Source organism: Fictibacillus sp. KU28468 (assembly GCF_026153615.1).
In the GTDB taxonomy this organism is placed as follows: domain Bacteria; phylum Bacillota; class Bacilli; order Bacillales; family Fictibacillaceae; genus Fictibacillus_C; species Fictibacillus_C marinisediminis.
This window is the reverse complement of sequence record NZ_CP110666.1, coordinates 925,450-937,972: the sequence shown is the minus strand read 5'-3', so window position 1 is coordinate 937,972 and position 12,523 is coordinate 925,450. Positions and strand designations below refer to the sequence as shown.

Below are 12,523 nucleotides of genomic sequence, written 5' to 3'. Positions count from 1 at the left end.
CCGGGATAATGGTCGTCCGTTTTCCCGAAGCATCAGGCTAGGCTTTGTTTGACTGTGAACTGGCTGAGTTATCTTCATCTTCTTTACCAAAATCTCCAATCGAAACGACTTTCAGCCCCAAATCACTTAAATTATCATTTAATTTCCCGCGAAGATCTTTATCAAACGTTTCAGGAGCTTCTTCTGTATACTCAAGCAGAACATGAATAGATTTCATTTAATTTCTCCTCCTTTTAAAGGATTTGTTTATGCAACCTATTCCCGATTTTTCTTGTGATAAACAAAAAACACCCAGGCCGGGTGTCAATTTTTGTCAGGAAAGTACGGATTAATATGAATAAATACCTCAGATATGTCCGGAAATCTTTTTTGTATCTCGTCTCTTAAATTTCTTGCAATATCATGGCCTTCTTTAATGCTCAGATCATAATTGAGCGAAATTCTTAAGTCCAGAATGATGTAGTGGCCATGTGTCCTCGCTCTCATGCGGTCAATCCGCTTCACTTCTTTAAATTCCATGACAACTTTTCGGTATTGTGTCAGCAGCGGTTTTTCAATATTCTTATCCATCAATACATCAACAGATGAACCGAGCAGTTTCAGTGAGATTTTCAGGATAAGGAAAGCGACGATCAGACTGGCCGCAGCATCGCCGTATAAGAGATAAGGCAAGTTGAATTTATCCCCGATAATGGATAGTATGACGCCAAAAAAAGCAGCAAGGGAGGCTACAATGTCAGCTTTGTGGTCAAATGCGATCGCTATTATGGCTTTGCTGTTATATTTTTCACCCAGCTTCATGGAGTTATGGTAAAGCAGGTGCTTTGCAATATAAGAAAATAGAGCGGCGAACAATGCAATGTACTCAGGTGCTTTCGGTGTTCCGATTAAGCCCAGGATACCTTCAACAACAATATATATAGAAACAAGAAATAAAATAATACCTACAAAGCCTTCACTAAGCACTTCAGCTTTACCATGTCCGAATGGATGGTCCTCATCAGGCGGCTTGTTGGAGATTCCTACCACGGCCAGTACAGCAATAGAAGCTACAATGTCTGCAGCGGAGTGGATACCGTCCGCAAAGACCGATTCACTTCCTGCATTCAGCCCGACCGCAACCTTTCCAATGGTTAATATACAGTTGCTGATCACAGCCAGCCAGGCCACTTTTTTACCTATTCTTTCTCTTTCATGTACAATCTCCATGTTCCCCTCCTAAAATAATGTTTCCCAAAGGAAAAAAAAACCCTAAGCCGAAGGCGGCTTAGGGCAGGTATGTGATTTTGAATTTTGGGTTTTTCATATCCATCATCCTTATAATTACGGCAAAAGTCCAGTTCATTAATCATACTCTTTTCACAAGAGAAAATCAATGAAACATAAAATTTTGGAAAATAAAACAAAACAGAACATAACTATTGATTAGACCAAATGTTACAGGAGGAGATTCCTATGAACAACAAAGTGGGAAAGGATGACTTTGTCCAAGGGTTTGTTCCCAACCACAATCATGGTTCCGTTGATTATACTTCCATGGCTGGAGACCACGTCCATCAATGCCTTGATGTCACTTCTCCACCCATTCCTACACAGGACGGAGGCCACATCCATTTTACGGAAGGGTACGTGATGTTTGAAAATGGCCATACCCACCATTACCGAGCCTATTCTGGTCCGCCTATTCCAGTAGGCAACGGCATGCATGTTCACTATTACGACTTTTACACAAGTGTAGACGATGGCCATCAGCATCATGTAAAAGGGGTAGATCATCCCGCACCCGGAACGAAGTAAAGAACTGTTATTTAATTACTCCCGCGTCATAGTGCCCGCTTTACCAGAGCTGCTGCTCTCCGTAAACACGAAGCGTTTTTGTCCGGCATAATTCAGAACCGTATACAGTCCTGTTCCTATCAAAACAGCGGCATCTTTGGCAAAGTGTTTTGGCAGAGGAATTATTGCAGAGAAGGCCCAGTCTGCAATCCGAATTCCGGCATAATAGGCGATAAAATAGCAGAGAAGAATGACGATAGCAAACCGTACCATACTTCCCGCTACTGGTGAGGAGCTTTTAAACGTGAACATCCGGTTTAGCACATAGCTCACACATGCGCCAACTGCGTTTCCTAAAAATGTTGCCAGCCAATACGATACATCTGCCGCATGAATCAGCAGATAGATCACCGATAATCCGACCAATGTATTGATTACACCAACTATCAAAAACCGTACAAATGAATGTTTCATTTCTCATCAGCCATCTCTTCCGGCTACTCCTTTTGCCATTTTTAGTCCATTTCTTCAGCACGATACAAATAAATCCTCCAAGCCGATTCCTTTTGAGAAAATGCTTTTACAAAATGCAGGTGATTTTCTTCTGCATTATCAATCGGAAGCGCGGAAAAGATATACCGGCCTCCCATTTGAGTAAAGACTTTCGTGTTCAGCTGGAGATGCTGAATGCGTTTCTTTGAATGTTTCGTGTAATGGTACTTCTTTCCCAGCTCATCTGCAAAAAGATAGCACCGGTTTCCCCATTGATCAAAGTAATTTTTTAGCATCCGGTCTTTATCAAGTTCTTTGGCAATAATTCTTCGAAACTTATGCTTATAAGACAGCGGATAATAATTGTTGTATGTATCAAGGGTGTAAAAGCCGTTATACTGGGCGATGGCAGGATGGATCCCGATGCTCGCCACTCGATAGGAAGACTGCGGCTTTCCGATATAGTGCTCCATCTCCTCGAATTGTTTGACGGCATAAAACTCCTTGAAGGACGGTGCATGGACAACACGATAATAAATCTCCTCATGAGCACAGCATAAAATAAAAATCTGTAGAGCCAAACCGGCCTTTATCCATGTCCGCCAGCCTTCTATTTTCCATAGAATCCAGCTTCCTAAAGCAAACAAAACATAAATAACGAGCGGGCGCAAAAAATGAAAACGTGCAAAATTGAACGTCGCAAGAAAAGCAACCTTCTCTTTTACAGGCGTCCAGCCCTTGTAAAACCAAAAGGCATACCAGACAGACAGCAAGAAGTTAAGCAAGAATAAGAGAAGGAACGATTTTTTAATCTCCCCACTGCTTCTATCTTTCCAAATCTTCCAAAGTGCAGCAAACATAATGGGTAAAATGACCGCTGTATGTAAAGTGAGGACATGCGTGTGGCCCAGAAAATAGTTTTTGAAAACAAGCCGTATCGTATGCCAGAACGAAAGCTTCGAGCTCATGAATTCATTCCGGCTTGTCGGTGCTTCCGGCACTACCAGCGAGTATACGAGTCTATATTCAATCAGCAAATAAAGGACCGTCATCAATACAATGCTGAATAAAAAGCGCATGTTCCACCGCTTTTTTGTAACTGCATCATAAAGCCAGATCACACCCACTGCAGTGAGAAAAAAGAAAAATCCAAGCACAAAACTGGAGTATAGGGGCAGGAGTACAAGCGTAAGCCATTCCCTCCAGGTTTCTTTGTGCTTTCTAATATTTAAAAATGCCCATAAAGCAAGGGGCTGCCCTAGCGTACTGAGCATTCCCGACGGCCAAAAGGGAGTAAGTGCAAAGGCAAGTGAAACCCACACGGTTATGGGATAAGCCTTTTCATCTTTCATAAAATGCTTCGACAGCAGCAAATACATCCCGATGAACGCAAAAATCCGGGTAATCCCCTGGCTTATGGCATAAGCTGTCATAGGCGGAAACCAGTGATGAAGCCATTGGATCAGACTGAACTCGGTTCCGAAAGCATTCCTGGGAAGGCCGTTGATAATTTGCGGAATGACGGTGTCCATCGGACCGAACAGCTGCCCGCTTTCTTTTAACACCTTGTACCACGCAATGTTGGAATCCATATTGTCATGTACTCGGATATGAGAATGCTCACCGAGAATAAACGGAGGGGCCATGAACAAAACCAGCAGCACCCATGCCAATGTCAGATGTTTATTTTCCGGACTCAAGGCTGACCAGTATTTCACAATCATGGAACCCCTTCTGTTTAGGATACGCCCTTAAATCGGCAATGGCTTACATTTTTGGATCAGCCTGCACGTTCATCAGCTTTTCTTTTAAATAATGCATAAGAGGCTCGTTAAGCTCTTTGTTCTTCAATGCAAATTCAATCGTGGTTGTTATAAAACCAAGCTTTTCCCCTACATCATACCGATCACCCTCAAACTCATAAGCATAAACGTTCTGTTCCTGGTTCAGCCTATGAATGGCATCGGTAAGCTGAATCTCCCCTCCGGCCCCGATTTCCTGGTTATCGAGAATGGAAAAGATCTCGGGAGTAAGAACGTAGCGCCCCATGATCGCCAGGTTGGAAGGAGCTTCGCCTTTTGAAGGTTTTTCTACAAAATTTGAGACCTCATACAGGCGTCCCGCTTGTTTTCTCGTTTCAATGATCCCGTACCGGTCTGTTTCTTCTTCTGGAACAGGCTTTACCCCGATAACAGATGATCCTGTTTTCTCATACTGCTGGATCAGCTGGCGAATGCACGGTGTTTCCGATTGGACAATATCATCACCAAGCAGGACAGCGAACGGCTCATCTCCAATAAATTTCCTTGCACTCCATACAGCATGCCCAAGCCCCTTCGGCTGCTTCTGGCGGATGTAATGAATATCTGCCATTTCTGACGAGCGCTGAACTTCCTGAAGCAGCTTCACCTTTCCTTTGCTGAACAGACTCTGCTCCAGATCAAATGAATAATCAAAATGATCCTCGATCGCACGTTTTCCTTTACCTGTTACGATCAGAATATCTTCTATCCCGGAATTAATCGCTTCTTCCACAATATATTGAATGGTTGGTTTGTCTACGATAGGCAGCATTTCTTTCGGCATTGCTTTCGTGGCCGGCAGGAATCTCGTCCCAAGACCAGCTGCCGGAATAATGGCTTTCTTCACTTTTTTCGTCATGTCTTCCACTCCTCATTGCCTAATAGTTTCCCTATTAATGAAAGGATCGTCACCTTTAGTGTGACCAATGCACTCTCATCCAAACCCCCATTTTCATATGGTACGTACTATTTCATTCTCACAGCCTATCTAAACAAGAACTGCCCAGAAAAAACTCTGAGCAGTTCAAATCGGTTATTTTCGGTCGCTTGGATAGACAACACCAATCTGGCTGCGGACTTCATCCATAATCTCCATGACTGTAAGAGAATTTTCGTGAGAGTTGATGTCTGATTCCAGTTTTCCCTGCTGAATCAGAGAGATGAATTCTTTTGCCTCATAATACATCGGTTCATGTTGGGCTGTTTGAGAGACATCTTCCACCGATCCACCTCGATGGCGAATCTCAACCTTTTCCGGTGTATGAATCCGGTCAATGATGATGCTCCCTTTCTCCCCCTGAATTTCAGAAGGAAGGAACGAATCCGTAATCTTTGAATACGTAATGACAGCCTCCATCGACTCATACGTCAAAAGGACGCTGCCTTCCCCATCCACACCGGATTCCAGCATGACCCCGCTCGCCTTTACGCTGATCGGCTTGCCGAACAGAACTACAAGCGGATAGATGCAGTACGTTCCCAAGTCCATGAGCGCTCCATTTGAAAACTGAGGCTTAAACGCATTCAAAATGTTTCCTTCTTTATAGGCATCATAGCGGGAAGAATACTGGCAGTAGTTTCCCACGTATCTTCTTATGGTCTCGATTTTGGGCAAACTTTCTTGAATTGCTTTGAATCCCGGAAGCATGGTTGATTTTAGCGCCTCCATCAGAACAATCTTGTTTGCTTTTGCCGCTTCGATCATTTCTTTGACTTCCTCTGCGTTGGAAGCAAGCGGCTTTTCGCAGAGCACATGCTTGCCATGGTTCATCAGCGTGATGGCATGCTTCGAGTGAAAAGAGTTCGGGCTGGCAACATAAACCGCATCGATCACATCGGATTTTGCCATCTCTTCCACATCGGTAAAAACCGTATGTACCCCGTACTTATCCGCGAACTCTCTCCCTTTCTCCAACGTCCTTGAATAGACGGCAGCCAGCTCAAGGTCTTCCAAGTCACCTGCTGCTTTCAGGAAAGCATCGGTAATCCAGTTTGTTCCGATTACTCCAAAACGTATCACGATATATCCTCCTTCAACTTACACTCTTATCATCATGAATTAATGTAGCATGTTTTATACGATTTTGCTGAATGGGAGATTGTGTGAATTGTGGTGTTGGCGGGCAAATATGCAAATTCCGCGGGTAAATTCGTTTTGGCGGGTAACTTTTGCATTTCCGCGCGTATTTGTCCCAAAACGGCGGGTAAACCTCCACCCGCCACTGAATCCAGCTTGCCAAACGTACCTAGATGCTGATGGTTTGCAGCACTTCCTGCTGAAAAGAAACTCGAATTTCCTCAATCGGCATGTTATAGCCAATTAAAATGAGGCATGTCCTGCAATTTTGATCTTCCATCCGCTCCATTTCTACCTCTTTCGATGCAAATTGGAATTGATAGAGTCCTGAGGGGGACGCCAGTGATACCATTCCTTTTCCTCGCAGCACACTTTCTGGCAGCTTTTTCAGCCATTTTTCAAACCGGATCCGTTCAACCGCCGGGAAATCTTCAATTTTAAATGCCTTAAATGGATGCTCATGGTGGTGGTGATCTTCATGTTCATGATGAGAATGGCCAGCATTTCCTGTTTCCTTGCTTAACGATACCGCGACAGTGCTCATCCGTTTCTTCAGCAACTCGTCCAGTTCCACATCGCCATATACTGTCTCGATGATCTCTACTTCCGCTTTTAATTGCTTTCTAAGCTTTTTATAGATTTTATCTTTCGTTTTCTCGTTAACAAGATCCATCTTGTTTAAAAGAATAAGTGTAGCGCTCGTTATTTGTTCATTGAGCATCTCGCGTATCTCTCTTGAACTGGAGAATATGCTTTGATACTCAAGAAACTTACTTGCATCGGCCAGACTGATGATCGATTGCGTTTCAAAACCGTCACGAAGCCGCGGATCCGTCAGTGCTTCAAGAATTTCCTTCGGATTTGCAACTCCTGTACCTTCAATCAGCAAAATATCCACAGCATTCTCATCCTGTAAAAAGAACTGCAGTTCTTCGCGAAGGTCGTCCTGGATCGTACAGCAAATACAGCCATCCAGCATCTCCAGCATTTTTTCACCTTTGAACATATGCCCTTCTACATTCACTTGTCCGAGTTCATTCAGAACGATGCCCGGCTTGAGCCCCCTGCTTTTAAAATCAGACAGCATCTTCAGCAGCACGGTCGTTTTCCCGCTCCCTAAAAAGCCGCTTAATATATAGGTTGGTATCTTTGGTTGAGACATAACAGGATCCTCCTTAAACAAAATAAAACGTAATCATTATGTTTTATCTTACCATGGTTAAAATGCTCCTTAATAGAAAAACAAACAAATTACATAAGAATCAAAAAACCTTATCCCCTTTTTATGAGATAAGGTCTTTTAACGATAAGATCACCCTTCCTTCTTCTTGTCCGGATAGATCTTATGCCAGACAACGAGGCCGATCACCCAAAGCAAGGTCAATAGACTCCAATAGACCGTAAACATGCGCTTCCCTCCCCTGTTTTTTTACAAATTAAAATGACACTTTTCTTAATAATTGTTGCTTTTGTTGGGAGCATTTTTGCAAAGAAACCTTCATTGCTAAGTTGATTGGAGTGCAAGGTGCGAGACTCCTTGAAAATGAATTTCACATTTTCTTCGTGCGATATAACGCTGCCGGAGCCTTCCTTGTCCTGCGGGACGAGCGTGACAGGTGAAACCCGCAGGAGCAACAAAGGTTACGCAAACAGCCAATTAAAAAGACCCGCTTAAACAGGTCTATTCCCGCTTAAACGAGCCTCTAGATGTCTAGTCAGCTCTTACTGTATGTAATTAAAAAGGCTTCTCCAAATCTGGAGAAGGCGGCACATTCATTTTGACGATTTCATGTCTGCTTATCTTTCAAAATAGATTCTTGTCTGAAATTGGCACCGCCCATTTGCGGGTTGCCGGACTTCATAGGGTCAGTCCCTCAGCCGCTCTGGATATGCTTTTATTTTTTAGTATAGTACCTTAATTTAAGGATGAATGTCAAGGTTTTCCGGGTGAAATAGTATGAATAATAAGTTGGAATCCATTATTTGGAGTTAGGCTCAATTATGTATTATTTTGGCTCAATACCCACAAAGACAGAAGCCGAACCGCAAAAAACTCATCAGCGACCCGGCATCCCCTTATATATTCGACATCAGCCGCTTCAAAATCCGCTGATAATCATCCTGATCAATGCCCGGAGCAAATTCTTCAGGCAGTTCCTCAAAATCAGGAACCTTTGCTCCTTCCGGCATGCCGTCAATGACCGTTAACTGCTGTCCCGTCTCAGGATTTTTTCCTTTCCAGATTTTACTGATATCCCGGTACTCCGGCTCCCCCCATGTATATAAAACATTGGAAAGCCCTTTATCTATAAATGGCTTAGCATAATCAAACTTGTTGTTATCCAGGCTCGGCACGGGCAGCATCTTACCAACCTCAACCCCTGTTGCCACTTCCAGTGCTTTGGCATAAGCGATGATATGAGTGCCGCCGCGGACGAGCAAATAACCGATCATCGTTCTTGCGGTTGGGTGATCGGTCATCTCATAACAGCGCATTTTATGGGTTCTTGCCCCGATCTCGAGCAAATAGTTATGAAGCAAATCACCCACAAGACTTCCGGAGTTGGTGACAAAGTCTCCATTCCACGGCCGGCCCATTCCGTCCCCCGGGTAAGCAGCCTGTGCCGTTGTCGTAAAGTGGAGGGAATAACGCGCATCTTTTCCATTCTGAAGAGGCGTACTGTCAGGGTCGCCTGGAAACGTATTTCCGAACGACATCAGATTAATCGTGTTTGCGACGAGCTCGACGTGGCCGAACTCTTCTGCCGTAATACTCGCAACGAGGTCATAAAAGGGTTTAAACTTCTTTTTCCCCCGAAAATTAAACGATTGATACATATAATTGTTTAACGTGGACATTTCACCAAACTTGCCGCCCAATAGTTCCTGAACCGCCGCGGCTCCGTTCATGTCACCGTGTTCCGGCCTAGGAAGCTCTATCGCTATTTTGTTCACACGCTTCATCATCGTGCTTCACCCCCGCTGTGATCCGTTCTACCTCAATGCTTATGCGTGGCGAAGGTTGTATTATTCGGGAACCAATTGCGGATTTGGTACCACCCAGATGATCTGCTGCGTGCGGATGTAAAAAGAGTTTCCTGCAGATTCGACAACAATATGATCGGGAACCACCTGTTTGAGCGTTCCTCTCACAGAACCGCGCTCGGTCTGAACGACAACCGGTTTGCCTACTACCGTCTGAAGCACCTGATACACATATGGATCACTCACAACCCAGTTGATGTTATTCATGCTGTCCTCTCCCTTGACAAACAATTTGCAGTATCCCCTATAGTTTATTAGAAGAATTTGGCCAATAGTCTACCTAAAAAAGAGGACAGCTATCAGTATGCTGTCCTCGGCTGAATCTTTATTATTTTTTTAAATCTTCAATGGAATCAATCGGCATATATTTTGGAACGGTCAGACCAAGCTTCGTTCCTTCAAGGTTTGGTCCAAGATCCTCAAATTTGCCTTTGTATTTGTTGTAGTAATCTTTATGGGTTGTCGGCAGCCATGCCGCGACCATCGCGTCGGCACTTCCTCCTGCCACACCAGCAAACATCGGGCCGGCTTCAACTTGCTGAAGTTTTACTTTATAGCCTTGCTGTTCAAGAACTTTAGCTACAACGTTTGTACTTGCAATTTCCGATTCCCAGGCCACATACACAAGTTTAACTTCTTTTCCGTTGCCTTTTGGCGCACCTTTCGTCCATTGGCTGGCTTCTTTTTTGTGGGATTTTATCCATTTAGCTGCAGCTTTTTCAGGCGTTGTGCCATCCTGAACGTCTACCATCACCGCTTCCATGTCAGAAGGCTTCCAGTAGAACTCATCCAGAATTTTGTTGGCTCCTGGATTTTCCTGCTTGAATCCTTTTTTCGTTAAGGTATGGATACTTTCACCCTTACCGTATGAACCTTTAGGATCCTTCAGGTATTTAAGGTCGTATTTCTTAAACATCCAGTGCGGCGTCCAGCCAGTAACGATGATCGGTTCTTTCTTTTCATACGCTTTTTTCAATTCGGCGGTCATCGCTGCGGCTGAACCTTCTTTCAGTGTCCAGTCTTTCTTCAGACCGTAGTCTTTCATTGCTTTTTCTGTTGATTTCATCAATCCTGCACCAGGATCAATCCCTGTAATTTCATAGTTCACTTGTTCACCGACATTTTTGGAGCTCGCCTTTTCCGGTTTTGCCTGTGCGATCGCTGTAGCAGCATACGCTACGATCAGCACCACTGCTAGAACAGAATAAACAATTTTCTTATTGATGATATTGCCGAAAAGCGGTTTTCGCAAGTTCTGAGAGATACGGTCCAGAATGATCGCGATGATAACGATCGAAATTCCGGCTTCAAAACCTTCACCGACTTTAATTTGAGTAACAGCCCGGTAAACTTCTGCTCCAAGTCCAGGTGCACCAACAAGTGAAGCGATAACGACCATGGACAGGGCAAGCATGATACTCTGGTTCACACCAGCAAGGATAGTTGGTGCAGCAAGAGGAAGCTGTACTTTAAACAGCTTTTGCCCTGTTGTTGAACCAAAGGCCTCTGTGGCTTCAATTAAATCTTTCGGTACTTCACGGATCCCTAGATTCGTCAGCCGGATCGTCGGCGGTACCGCAAAGATAACAGACGCCAGAATCCCCGGTACCACACCGATTCCGAAGAACAAAATCGAAGGAATCAGATATACAAAGGCCGGCATCGTCTGCATGAAGTCCAGAATAGGAGTTATGATCCGTTTGGCCGTATCATTTTGGGAAGCCCATATTCCAAGCGGTATCCCGATTACGATGGTCAAAACAACGGATGACAATACGAGTGCAAGCGTATCGACCGTGGCATCCCAATATCCGAGATTATCGATCAGCAATAATCCGATCAAGGTAAATAAAGCGACACCCCACCTGCTCGTATAGAGAGCGAAAAGGGTAATGATTAAAATTAAAACAATGGATGGCCCCATTCCAAGAAGGGTGACAAGATTGTCAATCAGCCCTTCAATAAAGCCTGTAATGGCATTAAAGATCGGATCAAAGGTATTCGTGATCCAGTTCACAAGATGGTCAACCCATTGTGCTAAAGGGATTTTCGGAAAATTCATTCGTCATCCTCCTTTCCGTTCAGCCCATCGCGGTTTCCAGCAAGCGCGCCAATGACAGCGCCGCGGATGATAACTCCTTTTAACCGTTTTTCTTCATCAATTACAGCAAGAGGAATATTAGTATTCGCCATCGGTTCAAGCAAGTCAGAAAGAAGTGTATCTTCACTTGCAGTCAGCACATCTTTATTCATGACTTCCTCGATCGTCTTGTTTTCCTTAATGGCCTTAGAGGCATCATCTGCTGTTACGGCCCCAAGCAATCTTTGCTTGCGGTCAACGATAAAGATGCTCGAATATCCTTGATCTTTCATAATCTGCAGCGCGACCCTCGGGCCTCTGTCAGGAGAAATCTTTTCTGCCCGTTTCATAACGTGAGAAGCGGTAAGAACGCGTGATATATCCACATCTTCTACAAATCGCTCAACGTATTCATTGGCAGGATTCATCATAATTTCTTCAGGTGTTCCAATCTGAATGATGCTTCCGTCTTTCATAAGGGCGATACGGTCGCCGATACGTAAAGCTTCATCCAGATCATGGGTAATAAAAATGATCGTTTTTTTCATGGAATCCTGAATTTCAAGGAGTTCGTCCTGCATGTCTTTCCGAATCAAGGGATCAAGGGCACTGAACGCTTCATCCATCAAAAGGATATCTGTATCGCTTGCCAGTGCTCTTGCCAGTCCCACCCGCTGCTGCATTCCGCCGCTCAGCTGGGATGGCAGCTGATGTTCATACCCTTTTAATCCAACGATTTCAAGGGATCTCATCGCTTTCTCCTTGCGTTCGGATGGGGAGACATTTTGTATTTCCAATCCGTATTCCGTATTTTCCAACACGGTTTTATGGGGAAATAGTGCGAAGTTTTGAAACACCATGCTGATGTTTTTACGTCTTACTTCTCTTAGTTGAGAAGAAGGCATCTTAACAATGTCTTGATTATCGATAAGTATTTCACCGCTTGAAGGATCGATCAGACGGTTGAGCATTCGGATCAATGTGGATTTTCCGCTTCCGGATAACCCCATGACCACGAAGATTTCGCCGGGATAGATATCAAACGATGCGTTATTTACACCGACCGTGCTGCCCGTTTCTTTTAATATGTCTTTCTTCGAGTAACCTTTTTTAAGTAATTGAACGGCAGCTTTCGGAGATTTGCCAAATACTTTGGTTACATTTCGTACACTCACTTTTGCTTCCATTAACATCACCTCTAGTTTCACGACATTTTTCGACAACGTTCGACCGCAACTTTTTAATTGTATA

The 12,523-nt window shown here is 44.1% G+C and carries 12 protein-coding genes and 1 riboswitch; of the genes, 1 reads left to right on the top strand and 11 read right to left on the bottom strand.

All coding sequences use genetic code 11. The features are described 5' to 3' along the window. Positions 1–37: 37 nt before the first annotated feature. Positions 38–217, bottom strand: a complete 180-nt coding sequence (locus OKX00_RS04615; protein ID WP_053357050.1) for a hypothetical protein — start codon at positions 215–217, stop codon at positions 38–40. Positions 218–303: 86 nt separating this feature from the next. Then, positions 304–1,203 carry a cation diffusion facilitator family transporter gene (locus OKX00_RS04610; RefSeq protein ID WP_265410470.1) on the bottom strand — a complete coding sequence of 300 codons (900 nt, stop codon included), beginning with the start codon at positions 1,201–1,203 and terminating at the stop codon, positions 304–306. A gap of 252 nt (positions 1,204–1,455) precedes the next feature. On the opposite strand from OKX00_RS04610, the gene OKX00_RS04605 reads away from it, so the two are divergent. Continuing rightward, positions 1,456–1,797, top strand: coding sequence for a YmaF family protein (locus tag OKX00_RS04605; RefSeq protein ID WP_053357048.1), 342 nt, complete (start codon positions 1,456–1,458; stop codon positions 1,795–1,797). A gap of 15 nt (positions 1,798–1,812) precedes the next feature. On the opposite strand, the gene OKX00_RS04600 is transcribed toward OKX00_RS04605, so the two are convergent. The 9 genes from OKX00_RS04600 to OKX00_RS04555 form a co-directional block, all read right to left on the bottom strand. Beyond that, complete coding sequence (locus OKX00_RS04600) at positions 1,813–2,250, bottom strand: GtrA family protein (protein WP_265409615.1); 438 nt, start codon at positions 2,248–2,250, stop codon at positions 1,813–1,815. 41 nt (positions 2,251–2,291) lie between these two features. Further along, positions 2,292–3,992: a DUF6044 family protein gene (locus OKX00_RS04595; protein WP_265409614.1), complete on the bottom strand. Its 1,701-nt coding sequence runs from the start codon at positions 3,990–3,992 to the stop codon at positions 2,292–2,294. Between the two features lie 43 nt (positions 3,993–4,035). Continuing rightward, on the bottom strand, positions 4,036–4,929 hold the full coding sequence (galU, locus tag OKX00_RS04590; protein WP_265409613.1) for a UTP--glucose-1-phosphate uridylyltransferase GalU: 894 nt from the start codon (positions 4,927–4,929) through the stop codon (positions 4,036–4,038). A 174-nt stretch (positions 4,930–5,103) separates the two neighbouring features. After that, complete coding sequence (locus OKX00_RS04585; protein WP_265409612.1) at positions 5,104–6,090, bottom strand: Gfo/Idh/MocA family protein; 987 nt, start codon at positions 6,088–6,090, stop codon at positions 5,104–5,106. A 226-nt stretch (positions 6,091–6,316) separates the two neighbouring features. Next, entirely contained in the window at positions 6,317–7,309 is a 993-nt protein-coding gene (locus tag OKX00_RS04580) for a CobW family GTP-binding protein (RefSeq protein ID WP_265409611.1), read from the bottom strand. Positions 7,310–7,941: 632 nt separating this feature from the next. Then, positions 7,942–8,041: riboswitch (SAM riboswitch) on the bottom strand. A gap of 182 nt (positions 8,042–8,223) precedes the next feature. Then, complete coding sequence (locus tag OKX00_RS04575) at positions 8,224–9,114, bottom strand: manganese catalase family protein (protein ID WP_062237897.1); 891 nt, start codon at positions 9,112–9,114, stop codon at positions 8,224–8,226. Between the two features lie 60 nt (positions 9,115–9,174). Beyond that, positions 9,175–9,399: a YuzF family protein gene (locus tag OKX00_RS04570; RefSeq protein ID WP_265409610.1), complete on the bottom strand. Its 225-nt coding sequence runs from the start codon at positions 9,397–9,399 to the stop codon at positions 9,175–9,177. A gap of 121 nt (positions 9,400–9,520) precedes the next feature. Then, entirely contained in the window at positions 9,521–11,254 is a 1,734-nt protein-coding gene (locus tag OKX00_RS23210) for a glycine betaine ABC transporter substrate-binding protein (RefSeq protein ID WP_322114349.1), read from the bottom strand. Continuing rightward, positions 11,251–12,459: a quaternary amine ABC transporter ATP-binding protein gene (locus tag OKX00_RS04555; protein ID WP_265409609.1), complete on the bottom strand. Its 1,209-nt coding sequence runs from the start codon at positions 12,457–12,459 to the stop codon at positions 11,251–11,253. The genes OKX00_RS23210 and OKX00_RS04555 overlap by 4 nt, the downstream gene beginning before the upstream one ends. Between the last annotated feature and the right edge of the window lie 64 nt (positions 12,460–12,523).

Coding starts and splice junctions, on each gene's coding strand:
- OKX00_RS04615 (WP_053357050.1), bottom strand. CDS start 217: ATGAAATCTATTCATGTTCTGCTTGAGTATACAGAAGAAGCTCCTGAA.
- OKX00_RS04605 (WP_053357048.1), top strand. CDS start 1,456: ATGAACAACAAAGTGGGAAAGGATGACTTTGTCCAAGGGTTTGTTCCC.
- OKX00_RS04600 (WP_265409615.1), bottom strand. CDS start 2,250: ATGAAACATTCATTTGTACGGTTTTTGATAGTTGGTGTAATCAATACA.
- OKX00_RS04595 (WP_265409614.1), bottom strand. CDS start 3,992: ATGATTGTGAAATACTGGTCAGCCTTGAGTCCGGAAAATAAACATCTG.
- galU (WP_265409613.1), bottom strand. CDS start 4,929: ATGACGAAAAAAGTGAAGAAAGCCATTATTCCGGCAGCTGGTCTTGGG.
- OKX00_RS04580 (WP_265409611.1), bottom strand. CDS start 7,309: ATGTCTCAACCAAAGATACCAACCTATATATTAAGCGGCTTTTTAGGG.
- OKX00_RS04575 (WP_062237897.1), bottom strand. CDS start 9,114: ATGATGAAGCGTGTGAACAAAATAGCGATAGAGCTTCCTAGGCCGGAA.
- OKX00_RS04570 (WP_265409610.1), bottom strand. CDS start 9,399: ATGAATAACATCAACTGGGTTGTGAGTGATCCATATGTGTATCAGGTG.
- OKX00_RS23210 (WP_322114349.1), bottom strand. CDS start 11,254: ATGAATTTTCCGAAAATCCCTTTAGCACAATGGGTTGACCATCTTGTG.
- OKX00_RS04555 (WP_265409609.1), bottom strand. CDS start 12,459: ATGGAAGCAAAAGTGAGTGTACGAAATGTAACCAAAGTATTTGGCAAA.